A 15,315-nucleotide genomic window follows, 5' to 3' on the forward strand; every position below is an offset into this window, starting at 1 on the left:
TGCCAAGGGTCAATATAGTGGACTTCTCATTCGCAGACCGCAGCGAGATTCTGCAGGAACTGGGGCAGCGCTTGCGCCTCCAGCGACTGGCCCAGGCGCTGACCCAGCAGGAGCTGGCCGGTATGGCCGGTGTCGCTCCCGGCACCATCAAGAAGCTGGAGGGCAACGGCACCTCCTCGCTGGAAACCGTGGTGCGCGTGGTACAGGCTCTCGGGCTGACCGATGAGCTGCAAGCGCTGTTCGTGCTGCCCAGCCAATCCATCGCCCAGATGGAGCAGGCCGAACAGGCCCGGCAGACCCAGCGGGTACGGGCGCCGCGGAGAAAGCGCCCATGAAAAAGCTCGACGTCTACTACTGCGGCTGGGGCGAGCACTGGCGGCTGGGCACCCTGGCCGACGACGGCACCAGCCTGCTGTTCGAGTACTCCACCGAGGCACTGGCCCAGAAGCTGGAGCTGTCGCCCCGCCACCTCAAGCTGCGCGCGCAGGCATACGGCGGCTTTCCGGCCTACCAGCACCGCCTGCCGGGACTGGTGGCCGACGCCCTCCCCGATGGCTGGGGCCTGCTGCTGATGGATCGGCTGTTCCGCAGGCAGGGCATCAGCCCCGGCCCACTCGACCGTCTGGCCTTCATCGGCGACCGTGCTCTGGGGGCGCTGAGCTTCGTCCCCGCCGCAGACACGCCGCTGCCGGAAGCCGAGCTGCAGCTGCTGGCGCTGGCGCAGGAATCGCAGCAGGTGCTCGCCGGCGAGGAATCCGCCGTGCTGATGGAGCTGGTGCTCACCGGCGGATCGCCCCAGGGCGCCCGCCCCAAGGCGCTGGTGCAGTATGACCTGCAGGCGCAGCAGGTCAGCACCCTGTCCGACGCCCCCGGCGAACCCTGGCTGGTGAAGTTCCAGGCCCAGGGCGAGCACAAGGAGGTGTGCGCCATCGAGAACCTGTACGCCGAACTGGCGCGCGCCTGCGGGCTACGCATGCCCGCCACCACCTACTTCGACCTGTCGCCCAAGCTGGCCGGCTTCGGCATTGCCCGCTTCGACCGCGCCGGCGAACAGCGTGTGCCGGTGCACAGCCTGGCCGGTCTGCTGCATACCGACTTCCGCCTGCCCTCGGTGGACTACACCACCCTCCTGCGCGCTACCCGCCTGATGACCAGAGACCAGCGCGAAGTGGAACAGGCCTTCGCCCACGCGGTATTCAACGTGGTGTTGCACAACCGCGACGACCACGCGAAGAACTTCGCCTACCGGCTGGACAGCGACCGCCGCTGGCGCCTCGCCCCGGCCTACGACCTGACCTTCAGCCAGGGACCGGGCGGCGAACACCAGACCGACATCTGCGGCGAAGGGCGCCGCATCACCCGCACCCACCTGCTCACCCTCGCCAGCCAGGGCGGGGTGGAGCCTGCCGAAGCCAACGCGATCATCGAGCGCATCCTCGAACAGGCCGGGCATTTCCGCCAGCGGGCGAGCGGACACCCGATCCGGCGCAATACGGTGGCGCAGATCACACAGGTGATTGAGGATTGTCGCAGTGCAGTGGCATAGCCGGGCATGCTTCCCGGCCGCTCGACCAGAGCGGCAAGCTGGTGGAACTATTCGCCGGCTGGCAGGCGTGCGGGCGCACCTTCTTCACCGTCACCCCAAGTCCCGCTTCGTCACCCCACGCACCCGCGCCTGCATCAAGTTCCTGCTGGCGAGCCTGGACGCCCAGCGCCGACCGGCGCCGGGGGCGAGTGTGGGGTTGCATGTGGGGTGGAGGGGGTGGGGATTGAGTAGCTATGCTTCCTTCTACTGCCGGAACTGATTGAGCAGATTGGGCTTTCCGTCCATGGCGCATGCCCCACTTTCAGCAGTTACCAGGCTGTCACAATGCCCGGTCTAGTCAGAGGGTGGGCGAGAGAACAAGGAATGCTATCCGCCAAGCCCGCGAAGGCACTATCACCCCGCTTGGGGTCTATTTAGAATTAGGCGGCTGCACCTACGACTCCGCGCAACGAAAAGGCACAAAGATGGAGGGAGTATGTACAACACTTCGCTCATGAACACGACAGCGAGCCAACTTGGATTTTGGTCTGCTGGGTTCATCATTCCCATGGTTGCGTCCTCCATTCTGCTTCAGTTCGCAGGCTCGCCCAAACGCAAACCGGGAACCTCGATCACCCTACGAGTTCTGTCAATACTGGTCGCAGCATTTTTTGTATACGCCGGGTACGTTGGCGGTGGAGAACAAATTAATCCAGGCGGACTTCTGGCCTTTTTAGTAACCGTTGCGTGGGCGATCAAACAGCACTTGACGCACAAGACCGCCTCACAGCCCATTCAAGCCGACGCCGCTGAGCAACACGGCTCAATTCAAGAATTAGAGTTGCAGATAAGAGGAAGATTGCTCTGTGCAAAATGCGGCACCGACAATTCAACCGAAGCTGGCTATTGCTATAAGTGTGGCACCCAGCTGTCGCAAGTCGAGTCTCCGTCGGCAGGGTTACTGCACTTGAGAGAAACTGTCAAAGGAGCAACCGAATCAACCAGCAATACCCGCCGACCGTCAGCACGAAAGACCAACTTCCTTGTGACGCATTGGAGAGGCGACTACTCTCTGGGCTTTTCGTATTGGGTCATCGGTTCTTTGCTTACTATTGTCGTGGTCGCCATAAGTGCAGCGACTGGTTCGATTAACGGATTGCGAGAACTCGGACCAAGGACTTCTGGCGCTGTCATCTTGGCATTTTATGGATTCATCATCCCATTATCATTATGGCAACTGGTCGGAATATGGAGGTCAGCCAACAAGCATAGTCAGAGGGGTGGAAAAGCAATCTGGGCTAGTCTTGCGAAAGTGATGGTAATTTTAGGACTATTGCGCGCGGCGGTTGACTTCACCACCATGGGAGTCCCCCTCATATCCGAGGGCGCCAAGTTGCTTGCAGGTCTAGACAGTACACCTCCACATGCAATTCGCCTCCTTCGGGATGGCACTGAGCTAGAGTTAGCAGGCGGAATGCCATTCGGAACTACCGATGCTATCAAGAAGTTCCTCGATGCAGCCCCAGCCATTCAGGTAATTCACTTAAATAGCCAAGGAGGCCGAATGAATGAGGCATACCAGCTCTATAAAACGATCAAAGAAAAAGGTTTGATCACATACACGTCGGCCGACTGCGTCAGTGCTTGTTCTTTCGCCTTCCTTGCAGGCCGAGAAAGGTATCTCGGTGAAAGTGGCCGACTTGGTTTTCACAGCATGTCACTCGGCGAATTGAGCGGAGAAGCACTTAAAGAAATTAACGACGAATTCCGGAGAACGTTAAAAGATCATGGTGCGCCCAACAGCTTTATCGATCATGCTCTGTCCACTTCGCCGAAGGATATGTGGTACCCAAGCAAGGATGAACTATTAAGAGCAAAGATTATCGATTCAGTTGTCGACTCACGGCACTTCGGACTATCTGGCGTCACTCAATGGAGAGATGCTCAAAAAATTGAGTCGGGCTTGCTCACTAACCCGGCCTTTTCAGCACTCGCTCAATATGACCAACCGAACTACGCAAGACTGCGAAACATTTTTGTCGCCGGGATTCAGAAGGGACGAGCAGAAATCGAAATTCAGAATGAAATCCGCTCTATATTCTTGGGTGAATTGATTCCGACGTACCTCAAGAAGGCACCCAACGAGGCGCTAATCCGATACTGGCGCTCCCAGATCGCGCAGATGATACACCTTGCAAAACTGAACCCGCAATACTGCACTGACTTTGCATACCCGGAGCTCGCGAAATCCACTCTAGACTTTCAGCATCTACTACCTAAAGACATGCTAATTGAAAACTTTGATGCATTGGCGGCCGTTATCAAAGGCGCCAGAACGAATCCGCAAGAATCTGGATCCACCCCCCAGATTCAGTCCGATTTGGAAGCGGCAGTTATGAGGGTTGTGCAGGAGTACCCGTGGACACTTGAGGTTTTGGCGAATCCGGCTAACCATAAGGATGATCCCGCCTCACTCTGCGCGGCTATCATTGCGCTTTATTCAGAGGTCTTAGCAATACCGAGCGGCAGCCGATCCGGCCCCGCACTTCGGAACATGCTCAGCGAATAATGGTGCCGTGAGGTTAACGTGAATATCTGGGCGGGGGTCATTTCCGGACATACGGCCAGAGTAGGTATGGTGGAAACGCCTCCCAGCATCCCCACCAACATCCCAAGTCTCAGGACACCACCCCTCCCTCCCCCACCACCCTCAACAACTCCGGCAACAGCTGCTCCCAATCCCCCACCACACCAACGCTGGCGACCTTGAAGATGTCCGCCGCCGGGTCCTTGTTGATGGCGACGATGCGGGTGTCCGGGCTGATGCCGGCGAGGTGCTGCGGGGTGCCGGAGATGCCGACGGCGAGGTAGATGTCCGGACTGACGAACTTGCCGGAGACGCCGACCTGGCGCACCACCGGGACCATGCCGGCGTCGACCGCCGGCAGGCTGCCGCCGAGGCTGCCGTACAGGCGTTCGGCCAGTTCCTCGAGCAGGGCGAAGCCCTGTTCGTTGACCCCGCGGCCGCCGGAAACCACGATGCGCGCGCTCTCCACCGGCGGCAGGCGCTGGCCGCTGGTGCTCTCCTCCACCGCCAGCGGCGCGGGCAGCTCGGTGTCCAGCTCCAGGCGCTCGCACGGCGGCTCGGCGCCAGCGGCCGGCTCGGCCTTGCCGAGGCGCAGGCAGGCGACGGCGTTGCCGCTGGCCTGGGTCACGCCCAGACGCAGGCGGCCGCCCCAGGTGGCGCGTTCGGCCTGCAACCCTTCCACCGTCCAGCGCAGCGCGCTGCAGCGGCCGAGGGGCTGGGCGTCCAGCGCCGCCGCCAGGTGTGCGGCCAACTCCTCGCCGTCGGCGCCCGGCGGCACCAGCAGCAGGCGCTGCGCGGCGGCGGGCTGACGGCGCACCGCGTCGGCGCCGGCCAGTGCCAGGGCGGCGGGTTCGGCGTCGAGAGCCAGCCCGCCATGCGCGGCCAGGCAGATGCGCGCGGCGCCGGCGGCGGCCGCGCGGCGGGCGCCTTCCTCGTTGCCGGCGTTGCCGAGCAGCAGCGCGGCGAAACCGAGGCCGGCGTCGGCGGCCACCCGCTGGGCGGCGCCGAGGGTCATGTCGAGGGCGTCCTCGCCCCAGGCCAGGGGGATCAGGGCCAGAATCTCGCGCTGCGCGCTCATGCCGCGTTCTCCTCATCTTCGCCACGCAGGTAACCGGCCAGCGCACGGGCCTGGCTCGGCACGTCGCCGTGCAGCAGCCGGCACTGACCGCCGCGCTGCACTTCGCGGGCCGGGGCCAGGTCGGCGAGGCGGACGTCGCTGTCCGCTGCCGCACTGGCGGTGACGCTGTCGAAGGTCATCTTCTTGGCCAGCATCACGTTCTTCATCAGCGGGTGGCGCAGCTTGTTGCGCCGGTCGTTGGTCACCGTGGCCAGCAGCGGGCCGGCGACGCTGTGCCACTGCTGGCGGATGCCGCGCTCGCGCAGCAGGCGCACGCGGCCGTCCTGCCATTCGGCGTACTGGGCCAGGGCGAACAGCGGCAGGCCGAGGCGCGCGGCGAGCAGCACCGGCAGGCTGCCCTCGTCGAGGTCGCCGAACTCGCGGCCGATCAGCAGCAGGTCGGGGCTGCCTTCCGCAGCGATCAGCCCGGCGATCTGCGCCGCGCTGAGGCGCGCGTCCCACGGCCGGCACGGCTGCAGGTCGAGCAGGCGCAGGCGGTCGGGCTTGAAGGCGGCGACGCTGCGCAGCAGGTTGTCGTTGTTGCTGCCGCCGAGCACCAGCACCTCGATGCAGCAGTCCTCGCGGGCGTCGCGCAGCTTGAGCGCCAGCTCCAGGGCGCCCTCGTCGAACGGGCCGAGCTGGCGGCGCGACTGGCCGCTCTCCTCGATCAGCCCGGCGGCGTCGATGCGGATGTCGTGCAGCGGGTAGCGGACGTCGGCCACGCCGGCCAGCAGTACCAAGATGTTCATCGGCCCTTCCCCCTTCAGCCGTTGCAGGCGGTGGTGGCGGCCAGGCGGCCGAAGATCGCCGCCTTGCCCAGCGCCGAGCCGGTCATGTAGGCGGCGCCGTGCAGTCCGCCGACCATCTCGCCGGCGGCCAGCAGTCCGTCGATGGGCGCGCCGAACACGTCGTGCACGCGCATCTGCGCATCGACCTTGACCCCGCAGTAGGTGCCGAACACCGCGGCGCTGGACGGGTAGGCGTAGAACGGCGGGCGGGCGATGGTGCGCAGCGCGCCGTGCTGGTGGACCAGGTGGCGGCGGCCGAAGGCCGGAGGCTCGCCTTGGCTGACCGCGGCGTTGTAGGCGGCCACCTCGGCGAGGAAGTCGTCGACCGGCAGCTCCAGCAGCTTGGCCAGCTGTTCCAGGCTGTCGGCCTCGACGAACAGGCCTTCCTCCAGGCGGCGCTCGAAGTCGAGGATCCGCACGCGGTCGTCGCCGCTTTCCATGATGTCGCGGTCGAGGATCTGGTAGGTCACGCCGTAGGACTGCTGCATGCAGGCATCGCCGAGCAGCTTGTAGGACAGTGATTCGTCGACGTAGCGGCGGCCCTCCTGGTTGACCGCGATGGCGCCCTTGTACACGGCCAGGCAGGCGTGGTGGTTGTTCTCGTCCATCGGGTGTTTGCCGAAGGTGCCCTTGATGTGGACCATGTCGCGCACATCGGCGCCCAGCGCCCAGGCCATGCGTAGGCCGTCGCCCTGGTTGCCCTCGCCGCCGATGAACACCGCGTTGTCGTACAGCGGGGCGAAGCGGTGGATCAGCTCGCGGTCGTGGACGAAGCCGCCGCAGGCGAGGATCACCCCGCGCGCGGCGCGCACTTCCAGGGGCAGGCCATCGCGCTCGGCGCTGGCGCCGACCACCCGCCCGCCGGCGCTGCGCAGCAGGCGACGGGCGCGGGTGTTGCGCAGCACCTCGACCTTGCCGGTGTTCAGCGCGACCAGCTCCAGCTGGCGCACCATGTCGGCCGGATCGACGTTGTGCACGCGCGGCACCGACTGCCCGGAGGCGGTCTCGATCACCGGCTGGAACACTACGCCGTGGGCCTTGAGCCATTCGTAGGTGGCCAGCTGGTGGTCGGTGTAGGCGCGGACGATTTCTTCGTCGCACTCGCCCTTGCCGACCTCGATCAGGTCGCGCAGCAGCAGCGCGGAGGAATCCTCGATGCCGCGCTCGTTCTGCAGGTCGGTGCCGGCGAAGGCCAGGCAGCCGCCGCTCATCGCCGAGGAGCCGCCGGTGGCGGCGGTCTTCTCCAGCAGCAGCACGTCCAGCCCCGCTTCGGCGGCGCTCAGGGCCGCGGCGAAGCCGGCCAGGCCGCCGCCGATCACCAGCAGTTGGGTATTCAGGATCTCGCTCATGTCGGTCGCTCCTCAGCGCGGCTCGAGAAAACGCTGGCCCAGGCCATAGAAGGCGAAGATCTCGCGCACCCGCTCGGGGTCGGGCTGGGCGGAGAAGTAGCCGCGGTTGCAGGTACGGGTGCCGTTGGCGCGCTGCAGGTCGACCATCGATTCGGCCTGCTTGATCCAGGCGCCGAGCGAGTCGAGCACCGGCACGCCGTCCACCTCGCTGATGCCGTGGGTGGCGAGCAGCACGTTGAGCGGCGCCTCGCCGGGAATGATCACCTCGGCACCGTCGGCGATCAGCGCGCGGGCGGCAGTGCGGAAGCGGTCGATCAGGGAGGCCGGATCGCTGAACGCGGCCAGCACGTCGGCGAAGCGGAAGCCGACGTGGCGCACGCCGGCCAGGCGCTGGCCGAGGCCGTGGCGCTGGGCGTTGTCGGTGACCAGCTCGGCCAGCTCGTCGATGAACACCAGCACGCCGAACTTGCGGCCCAGGGTGCAGGCGGTGAGCATCGCCGACTCGCCGTAGCCGACCACCGGGATGCCGAGCAGGCTGCGGATCTCGCGCAGCGCCGGCTCAGGCAGGGTGCTGATGGCGTAGGCGTCGTAGCCCTGCTGCTCGGCGTTGAGGCCGGCGGCCATGAACTGCAGGCCGTGCAGGTACTGGATGGCGCCGTACTTGATGTCGTCGCCCGGGTAGTTGCTGCGGTAGGTGCCCGGCTGCATGCCGTGCATGTCGATCACCGTGTCGGGACGGGCGACCTTCCTGAAGTGGGCGCGCAGGGCGGCGTCGTAGGCGCCGAGGTCGCTGAGCACGGTGAAGCTCTGGTGCCAGATGCGGATGGTCATGGGGAGTTCCTTATTGTTGTTGGCTGGCAGCGGCGCGGGCCGGCGGGGTCGCTGGCGCCGCGGCGCGGGCCGCTGCGGCGGCACCGGCGATGCGGCCGAGCACGGAGCCGGAGGTGAGGCCGGCGCCGCCGGCGTACTTGACGTAGTAGAGGTTGCCGACCAGCTCGCCGGCGGCGTACAGGTCGGGAATCACCTGGCCGTCCTCGTCGATCACCTGGGCCTGGCTGTTCACCTTGAGGCCGCCGAAGGTGAAGGTGATGCCGCAGGTCACCGCGTAGGCGACGAAGGGGCCGCGCTCCAGCGGGTTGGCCCAGTTCGACTTGGGAATCGCCAGGCCCTGGGTCGAGCGGCCGTCGCGGATCGCCGGGTTGAACGGCACCTCGCGGCGCACTGCAGCGTTGAATTCCCTGAGGGTGTCGAGCAGCGCGTTGACGTTGACGCCTTCGAGCTTGCCGGCCAGCTCCTCGAGCGTGTCGGCCTGGATGCGGGTGGCGTGGCGCACGCGGTATTCGTCGGGCAGCAGGTGTTCGCTGTGCTGGTCGAACAGCTGCCAGGCGACGCCACCCGGCTGCTGCAGCACCTTGGCGCCCATCCCCGAGTAGGTGTAGTTGCGAAAATCCAGGCCCTCGTCGACGAAGCGCTTGCCGTCGGCGTTCACCACCACGCCGAGGTGGAAGTAGTTCTTCTGCATGTTGAGCAGGTCGAGGTCGCCCAGCTCGGGGGCGTTGACGTCGTAGAACACCGCGTGACAGCCCGACCAGTTGCCGTGGGCCACCGCGCCGACGTCCATGGCCATGCGGATGCCGTCGCCGGTGTTGAAGCGCGAGCCGCGCACCTTGGCCAGGTCCCAGCCCGGCCCCAGGTACTTGGCGCGCCATTCGAGGTTGGCGTGGAAGCCGCCAGTGGCGAGGATCAGCCCGGCGGCGGAAAAGCGCTGGCCGTTGGCGCACTCGATCTGCCAGCGGCCATCGGCGCGGCCGATCTGCTGCGCGCGGCAACCATAGTGCAGCTCGATGCCGCTGCGCTCGGCGCGGCGCATCAGCGCCTCGACCAGGCCCAGGCCGCCGCCGGACACCTCGACGGTGAGGCCGCCCCAGAACTTGTACTTGCCATCGACCTTGAACGCCTGGCGGCCGTAGATCGGCATGAAGCGCACGCCCTGGCGGGTCATCCAGCTCAGGGTGTCGAGGCTCTCGCTGACTACCGTGTCGAGCACTTCCGGGTCGGCGCGGTACTGGCTCTGCGCGGCCAGCTCGTCGTAGAAGTCGTCCTGGGTGTAGCTGCCGAAGTCGCTGCTCTCGATCTCGCTGTCGAGCAGGTCGGGCATCAGCCGGCGCAGGTCGTCCACCCCGCGATAGGCGACGCGGAAGGCGCCGCCGGTGTGCGCCGAGTTGCCACCGCGCAACTCCTCGGGGGCGCGCTCCAGCAGCGCCACCCGGGCGCCCTGCTCATGGGCCGACAGCGCGGCGCACAGCCCCGCGTTGCCCCCGCCGATCACTATGACGTCGAAATCCTGCATGGTCCGCTTCCTCGAATCCGATCACCGATGGCCGAATTATTTGCAGGGGGACCGCGGAGAGGACAGGCAGCCGGCTCGAAGGGGCTGTTCAGTAAAGTTGCAAGGTGACGGGTGCCTGCGCCTGCGCCGACCAGCCATCTGCCCCGCGTCGCCTCCGATGCCAGAGGGTGACCATGGCTCTCGGCGATGTGCAGTAAAAGCGAAAGCACTATTCGCCATTCCTGAATACAACGGGCAACAGCGCCGGGCTAAGCTGGCAGTGCAAGGACCCGTGGCCTACGCCACGCCGGACCCCAGCGCCCTATCTCCGGCGCCTGCGGTAAAGCGCAGGGAATGCACTCCTCGACCAACAACAAAAAAGAAAACTGAAGGAGCGTGCCATGATCATCGATGCCTATCCCTTGCTGGCGGGAGCACTGGTCGTCGGCCTGGTGATCGCCTTCGGTGGCGACTACGAGAACACCAGGAGCAACTGGCTGGCGCATGCGTGTCCGGAAGCCGTCAGCAGTCAGAGCTGTTTCCTGCCACACCCCGGTGGCTGGCCGGTCACGCTTCCCTAGCCTCTCCCGTGGGCATGAGCAGACGGCCGGTCTGCTGACGGCCGCTACTCGCCCCACACTTCGCCTATGCCCGCGCGGGCAATCACCGCACGGCCCCGCGTCATGCCCACTGCCAGAAGGCTCTGCAGCCGGACTCGAAAGTCGCCACTCAGCTGCTGGGCGCGCAGCCTGGCCCCGAGGTCCAGCTCAGTGTCATGCAGAAGCGCTCGAACTACGAGGACCAGGACCGCCAGCGGCCTAACGCCGTCGATTCAGCACGGTGAAGCGTCCATGGTCTTTGATTGCGCATGGAGGCTGAGGCTCCTGTAAGATTTGCTCTTGCATTTCCTGCTTGTCGACCATGTAGGGTGCCCCCTTACGCTTGGCAAATTTCCAGAGATTTCTCCATTGAGCGCCCCCATCAAATCCCCACGGTCCATTTCTCGGCGCTTTTCCGTTGCGCCGATGATGGATTGGACCGACCGTCACTGCCGGTATTTCCTGCGTCTGCTCTCCCAACACACCCTGCTCTACACCGAGATGGTCACCACCGGCGCGCTGCTGCATGGCGACCGCCAGCGTCATCTCGGCTACGACCAGAGCGAGCATCCGCTGGCCCTGCAGCTCGGCGGCAGCGTGCCGGCGGAGCTGGCGGCCTGCGCGCGGCTGGCTGAGGAAGCTGGCTACGACGAGGTGAATCTCAACGTCGGCTGCCCCAGCGACCGGGTGCAGAACAACCTGATTGGCGCCTGTCTGATGGGCCATCCGGCACTGGTGGCCGACTGCGTGAAGGCGATGCTGGATGCGGTGAGCATTCCGGTGACGGTCAAGCACCGCATCGGCATCAACGGCCGCGACAGCTATGCCGAGCTGTGCGACTTCGTCGGTCAGGTGGCCGAGGCCGGCTGTCGCAGCTTCACCGTGCATGCACGCATCGCCATTCTCGAGGGGCTGTCGCCCAAGGCCAACCGCGAGGTGCCGCCGCTGCGCTACGAGGTGGCGGCACAGCTCAAGCGCGACTTCCCGGAGCTGGAGTTCATCCTCAACGGCGGGATCAAGACGCTGGAGGAGTGCAGGACGCACCTGGAGACCTTCGACGGGGTGATGCTCGGCCGCGAGGCCTACCACAACCCCTACCTGCTAGCCCGTGTCGACCAGGAGCTGTTCGGCGTCGAGCGCCCGGTGCCGACGCGCGGCGAGGTGATGCGCCAGCTGCGGCCGTACATCGAGCGGCATCTGGCCGAAGGCGGCGCGATGCACCACATCACCCGCCATATCCTCGGCCTAGCCCAGGGCTTCCCCGGGGCGCGGCGCTTCCGTCAGGTGCTGTCGGTGGACGTGCACAAGACCGACAAGCCGCTCGGCGTGTTCGATCACGCCATCGAGCTGCTCGGCAGTCATTGAAAGGGCATTGAGCAGGGAGGCTCCACTCGGTTAATGTCGGGTGATCTGTAACGACAGGGCTTTTGTCAGATGACTTCCAAGCTGGAGCAACTCAAGCAGTACACCACCGTGGTCGCCGACACCGGCGACTTCGACGCCATTGCGCGCCTGCAGCCGGTGGACGCCACCACCAACCCCTCGCTGCTGCTCAAGGCCGCTGCGCTGCCGCGCTATGCCGGGCAGCTGCAGGCGGCCATCGCCGGCGCCGGGCAGGATCTGGGACTGGCCTGCGATCGCTTTGCCGTGGCCGTCGGCAGCGAAATCCTGCAGATCATTCCGGGGCGCATCTCCACCGAGGTGGACTCGCGCCTGTCCTTCGACAGCCAGGCCAGCATCGAGCGCGCCAAGCGCCTGATCGGCCTGTACGAGGCCGCGGGCATCGGCCGCGAGCGGGTGCTGATCAAGGTCGCCTCGACCTGGGAAGGCATCCGCGCCGCCGAGCAGCTCGAACGCGACGGCATCCAGACCAACCTGACCCTGCTGTTTTCCTTCGCCCAGGCGCAGGCCTGCGCCGACGCCGGCGTGTTCCTGATCTCGCCCTTCGTCGGGCGCATCTACGACTGGTACAAGAAGGCCGAGGGCCGCGACTACGTCGGCGCCGAGGATCCGGGCGTGCAGTCGGTGACGCGCATCTACAACTACTACAAGGCCAATGGCTACGCGACCGTGGTGATGGGCGCGAGCTTCCGCAACCTCGGCCAGATCGAGCAACTGGCCGGCTGCGACCGCCTGACCATCAGCCCGGAGCTGATGCAGCAGCTGGCTGCCGATACGGGCGAGCTGCCGCGCCGCCTGAGTCCGGGCGCCGCCAGCGAGGCGCGCGAAAGCCTGGACGAGCGCAGCTTCCGCTGGCGGATGAACGAGGACGCCATGGCCACCGAGAAGCTGGCCGAGGGCATCCGCCTGTTCGCCCGCGATCAGGAAAAGCTCGAGGCGCTGCTGGCCGCCAAGGCCTGAGCTGCCGCTGCGCAATAAAAAAGCCGCGCTGATCAGCGCGGCTTTTTTATTTCAGAATCAGTGAACGCGTCAGTGGCGCTCCAGCGCCGTCACCAGATCGCGGAAGGCCTGGCGGTTGTGCTCGTTGAGCCCCATGAGGATGCGGTGCGCTTCCAGCACCTTGGCCTTCACCTGCTCTTCGGAGACATCTTGCGGCGGCAGGTCGCTCAGACACTCCGGACAGGGCAGCGGCGTCCCCAGGATGTTGAACACCTGATCGAAGCCCATCGACTCCAGCAGGCGGGTGATGTCCGGGTTGGTGGTCACCAGGGCCGGCAGCAGGCCGACCTTCTGCCGCGAGAGGATGGACAGCTTGGCCAGCAGTCCCAGGGTGGTGCTGTCGATACTGGACGTCTCCGTCAGATCGATGACGATCGACGAAAAATTACGCGCCCCGAAGATCTTCTCGATGGTGGCATCCAGTGCCGAACACAGGGTCAGGCGCACTTCACCGACAAACTTCAGAACGAAAGTGCCTTGCTGCTCGGCAAACTGGATCTTACCCGTACTCATGCAAACTTCCTGCTCAGCACCAGCAAGGCGATATCATCCGGCATCTCGCCGAGGTTGGCCAGCCCGAATACCCGACGCAAGCCTTCCAGACTACCACCCGCCTGACAGACCATCTGCGGCAGGATCGCCTCCTTGTCCTTGAGCGTCTCGCCCGGCAGCAGGTCGAAGATCCCGTCGGAAAACAGGGTGAGACTGAAACGTTCCGGCAACATCAGTTCGCGATCCTCGTAGGTCGCCTGCTCGAACAGGCCGACCGGCAAGCCGCGCCCCTCGAGATAATGCGCCTCGCCATCACTGTAGAACACCGGCAATGGCAGGTGACCGCCAACGCTGTAGGTGAGCTTGCCGGTGCTCTCGTCGATCACCCCACCGAGCATGGTCACGTGCTTGCCCAGCTTGCAGTTGATCAGGCCACGGTTGATGTGGCTGAGCACGTCGGAGGGATGAAACTCCGGCAGCGGTCGATTGCGGTAGCGCCGCGACTCGTAGAGCAGGCGCGTGGTCATGAACTTGAGCAGCACGGTGACGAAGGCCGAGGAGGCCCCGTGCCCGGAGACGTCGGCCAGGTAGAAGCCGATTCGCCGCTCGTCGACGCGGAAGTAGTCGACGAAGTCGCCGGACAGGTACAGCGAAGGAATGATCTGGTGGGCAAAATGGAATTCGCCAGCCTCCCAGGGGGTCACCGGCAGCATGTTCATCTGCACGTGGCGCCCGGCATTCTGGTCTTCCTGGAGCAGGCTCAGGCTGGCCTGCAGCTCCCGATTGGTCGACTCGAGGCGCTCGCGGTAGCGGCGATTTTCCTGACGCAGACGCGCACGGTCGAGCGCCCGGCGCACCGAGTGCTCGAGCATGCCGGTATCTTCCAGCGGCTTGACCAGATAGTCGGCGGCCCCCAGGCGCAGGGCCTCGACCGCATCGCTCATCACCCCGGCCGCAGAGATCACGATGACCGGCACGTCGCTGTCGAGCTCGGCAATCCGCTGGATCAACCCCCGGCCATCGAGCTCCGGAGTGTTCAGATCGCAGATCACCAGATCGGGCTGCTCCCGCTCGAAGAGCTCCAGGCCGCGACGCCCCGTGGCCGCCTCCAGCACACAGAAACCCGCCTCCTCGAGGCAGGCGTGCAGGCTGGCGCGCACCTTTTCGTCGTCATCAATGACCAGCAACTTGGCACTGATTGTGTGCATGAATCATCCAGGCAAACGGCGCCGCACGCGGCTCAGAAGACAGGTTGAACACATCGGTCGCCTGCGGCTGCCGATATATGGCGCGACACTACTCGCATCGGCATCGGCGTTCAAGCCGGGCACCGGCTGCGGATATATCTGCTTACAGCGTCCTTTATGGCGCATCCCTGCAGACCGCCGGTGGCGCGTCTTAGAAGTCGTCCTCGACCTGACCATCCTGCACCTTGAACTCGCGGTTCTGCAGGTAGGCATTGCGGATAAACAGGTACTTGTCGCCGCTGATGACCTTCTCGGCCGACAACAGATCGGCGCGGGTGTCGATCACGTCGACGCCGCGGGTGGTATTGCGCGTCGGCACATGGTCGATCGCCCCGTAGAACGAGTGCAGACTGTCGACCGCCATGCCCGAGGCATCGCGCGGCGAACTCGGCCCGAAGAACGGCAGCATCAGGTAGGGCCCGCTGGGCACTCCCCAGGCGCCCAGGGTCTGGCCGAAGTCCTCGTCGTTGCGCGGCAGACCGGCATGCCGTGCCACATCGAAGAAGCCGCCCACGCCAGCCGTGGTATTGATCAGGAAGCGCGCAGTATCGACGCCGGCATCGTGGAACTTGCCCTGCAGGGTGTTGTTGGCGAAGTTGCCAACCTCACCGAGGTTGGCGAACACGTTGCCGATGCCATCCTCGAGGAATTGCGGGGTCACCGCCTGGTAGCCACGCGCCAGCGGCTTCAGGGCGTAGGTGTCCAGGGTGTCGTTGAACACGAAGACCGGGCGATTGAAGGACTCCCAGGGGTCTTCCTCGCTGGCCTGGGCGACGACGGGCAGCAGCGCCAGGCCGGCCATGGCCAACAGGCGCAGGGAGCGAGCCGCCCCGTTCGTGCAATGATCACGCATGTACTTGTCTCCTTGAGCTTCCAGCATGA

The 15,315-nt window shown here is 65.3% G+C and carries 14 protein-coding genes; 6 read left to right on the top strand and 8 right to left on the bottom strand.

The features are described 5' to 3' along the window. Positions 1 to 17 precede the first annotated feature (17 nt). From BM297_RS05030 to BM297_RS21445, 3 genes are all read left to right on the top strand, one after another. The gene (locus BM297_RS05030; protein ID WP_092428932.1) at positions 18 to 335 is read left to right on the top strand and encodes a helix-turn-helix domain-containing protein; all 318 of its coding nucleotides are present in this window, start codon (positions 18 to 20) and stop codon (positions 333 to 335) included. Next, positions 332 to 1,546 (top strand): type II toxin-antitoxin system HipA family toxin, encoded by a 1,215-nt coding sequence (locus BM297_RS05035; RefSeq protein ID WP_092428934.1) that lies wholly within the window; start codon positions 332 to 334, stop codon positions 1,544 to 1,546. The genes BM297_RS05030 and BM297_RS05035 overlap by 4 nt, the downstream gene beginning before the upstream one ends. A 475-nt stretch (positions 1,547 to 2,021) precedes the next feature. Then, on the top strand, positions 2,022 to 4,094 hold the full coding sequence (locus BM297_RS21445; RefSeq protein WP_139231019.1) for a hypothetical protein: 2,073 nt from the start codon (positions 2,022 to 2,024) through the stop codon (positions 4,092 to 4,094). Positions 4,095 to 4,203: 109 nt separating this feature from the next. Here the strand turns inward: BM297_RS21445 and BM297_RS05040 are convergent, their stop codons facing one another. Genes BM297_RS05040 through tcuA form a run of 5 tightly spaced genes read right to left on the bottom strand, consistent with a single transcriptional unit; the run spans position 4,204 to position 9,716 of the window. Then, positions 4,204 to 5,190 carry an electron transfer flavoprotein subunit alpha/FixB family protein gene (locus tag BM297_RS05040; RefSeq protein ID WP_092428936.1) on the bottom strand — a complete coding sequence of 329 codons (987 nt, stop codon included), beginning with the start codon at positions 5,188 to 5,190 and terminating at the stop codon, positions 4,204 to 4,206. Then, entirely contained in the window at positions 5,187 to 5,978 is a 792-nt protein-coding gene (locus tag BM297_RS05045; protein ID WP_092428938.1) for an electron transfer flavoprotein subunit beta/FixA family protein, read from the bottom strand. Before BM297_RS05045 ends, BM297_RS05040 begins: the two co-directional genes overlap by 4 nt. A gap of 14 nt (positions 5,979 to 5,992) precedes the next feature. After that, complete coding sequence (locus BM297_RS05050) at positions 5,993 to 7,366, bottom strand: FAD-dependent oxidoreductase (protein ID WP_092428940.1); 1,374 nt, start codon at positions 7,364 to 7,366, stop codon at positions 5,993 to 5,995. A 12-nt stretch (positions 7,367 to 7,378) separates the two neighbouring features. Continuing rightward, entirely contained in the window at positions 7,379 to 8,197 is an 819-nt protein-coding gene (locus BM297_RS05055; RefSeq protein ID WP_092428942.1) for an aspartate/glutamate racemase family protein, read from the bottom strand. A 10-nt stretch (positions 8,198 to 8,207) separates the two neighbouring features. Then, positions 8,208 to 9,716 (bottom strand): FAD-dependent tricarballylate dehydrogenase TcuA, encoded by a 1,509-nt coding sequence (gene tcuA / locus BM297_RS05060; protein WP_092428944.1) that lies wholly within the window; start codon positions 9,714 to 9,716, stop codon positions 8,208 to 8,210. A 380-nt stretch (positions 9,717 to 10,096) separates the two neighbouring features. On the opposite strand from tcuA, the gene BM297_RS05065 reads away from it, so the two are divergent. From BM297_RS05065 to tal, 3 genes are all read left to right on the top strand, one after another. Continuing rightward, complete coding sequence (locus tag BM297_RS05065) at positions 10,097 to 10,276, top strand: hypothetical protein (RefSeq protein ID WP_092428946.1); 180 nt, start codon at positions 10,097 to 10,099, stop codon at positions 10,274 to 10,276. A 387-nt stretch (positions 10,277 to 10,663) separates the two neighbouring features. Next, positions 10,664 to 11,659 carry a tRNA dihydrouridine(20/20a) synthase DusA gene (dusA, locus tag BM297_RS05070; protein ID WP_281250235.1) on the top strand — a complete coding sequence of 332 codons (996 nt, stop codon included), beginning with the start codon at positions 10,664 to 10,666 and terminating at the stop codon, positions 11,657 to 11,659. A gap of 69 nt (positions 11,660 to 11,728) precedes the next feature. Continuing rightward, complete coding sequence (gene tal, locus BM297_RS05075) at positions 11,729 to 12,655, top strand: transaldolase (RefSeq protein WP_092428948.1); 927 nt, start codon at positions 11,729 to 11,731, stop codon at positions 12,653 to 12,655. Between the two features lie 69 nt (positions 12,656 to 12,724). Here the strand turns inward: tal and rssC are convergent, their stop codons facing one another. The 3 genes from rssC to BM297_RS05090 all read right to left on the bottom strand — a co-directional run bounded on the left by rssC (position 12,725) and on the right by BM297_RS05090 (position 15,286). Continuing rightward, positions 12,725 to 13,207 (bottom strand): anti-sigma factor antagonist RssC, encoded by a 483-nt coding sequence (rssC, locus tag BM297_RS05080; RefSeq protein WP_092428950.1) that lies wholly within the window; start codon positions 13,205 to 13,207, stop codon positions 12,725 to 12,727. Continuing rightward, positions 13,204 to 14,394 carry a two-component system response regulator RssB gene (gene rssB / locus BM297_RS05085; protein ID WP_092428952.1) on the bottom strand — a complete coding sequence of 397 codons (1,191 nt, stop codon included), beginning with the start codon at positions 14,392 to 14,394 and terminating at the stop codon, positions 13,204 to 13,206. Before rssB ends, rssC begins: the two co-directional genes overlap by 4 nt. 190 nt (positions 14,395 to 14,584) lie before the next feature. Beyond that, positions 14,585 to 15,286 carry an MlaA family lipoprotein gene (locus tag BM297_RS05090; RefSeq protein ID WP_092428954.1) on the bottom strand — a complete coding sequence of 234 codons (702 nt, stop codon included), beginning with the start codon at positions 15,284 to 15,286 and terminating at the stop codon, positions 14,585 to 14,587. Between the last annotated feature and the right edge of the window lie 29 nt (positions 15,287 to 15,315).

It is taken from the genome of Geopseudomonas sagittaria (assembly GCF_900115715.1).
Taxonomy (GTDB): domain Bacteria; phylum Pseudomonadota; class Gammaproteobacteria; order Pseudomonadales; family Pseudomonadaceae; genus Geopseudomonas; species Geopseudomonas sagittaria.

Excerpts from the sequence above, each read along its gene's own strand:
- tal (WP_092428948.1), top strand. The coding sequence starts at position 11,729 with ATGACTTCCAAGCTGGAGCAACTCAAGCAGTACACCACCGTGGTCGCC.
- BM297_RS05040 (WP_092428936.1), bottom strand. The coding sequence starts at position 5,190 with ATGAGCGCGCAGCGCGAGATTCTGGCCCTGATCCCCCTGGCCTGGGGC.
- BM297_RS21445 (WP_139231019.1), top strand. The coding sequence starts at position 2,022 with ATGTACAACACTTCGCTCATGAACACGACAGCGAGCCAACTTGGATTT.
- rssC (WP_092428950.1), bottom strand. The coding sequence starts at position 13,207 with ATGAGTACGGGTAAGATCCAGTTTGCCGAGCAGCAAGGCACTTTCGTT.
- BM297_RS05035 (WP_092428934.1), top strand. The coding sequence starts at position 332 with ATGAAAAAGCTCGACGTCTACTACTGCGGCTGGGGCGAGCACTGGCGG.
- BM297_RS05065 (WP_092428946.1), top strand. The coding sequence starts at position 10,097 with ATGATCATCGATGCCTATCCCTTGCTGGCGGGAGCACTGGTCGTCGGC.
- rssB (WP_092428952.1), bottom strand. The coding sequence starts at position 14,394 with ATGCACACAATCAGTGCCAAGTTGCTGGTCATTGATGACGACGAAAAG.
- BM297_RS05045 (WP_092428938.1), bottom strand. The coding sequence starts at position 5,978 with ATGAACATCTTGGTACTGCTGGCCGGCGTGGCCGACGTCCGCTACCCG.
- BM297_RS05050 (WP_092428940.1), bottom strand. The coding sequence starts at position 7,366 with ATGAGCGAGATCCTGAATACCCAACTGCTGGTGATCGGCGGCGGCCTG.
- tcuA (WP_092428944.1), bottom strand. The coding sequence starts at position 9,716 with ATGCAGGATTTCGACGTCATAGTGATCGGCGGGGGCAACGCGGGGCTG.
- BM297_RS05055 (WP_092428942.1), bottom strand. The coding sequence starts at position 8,197 with ATGACCATCCGCATCTGGCACCAGAGCTTCACCGTGCTCAGCGACCTC.
- BM297_RS05090 (WP_092428954.1), bottom strand. The coding sequence starts at position 15,286 with ATGCGTGATCATTGCACGAACGGGGCGGCTCGCTCCCTGCGCCTGTTG.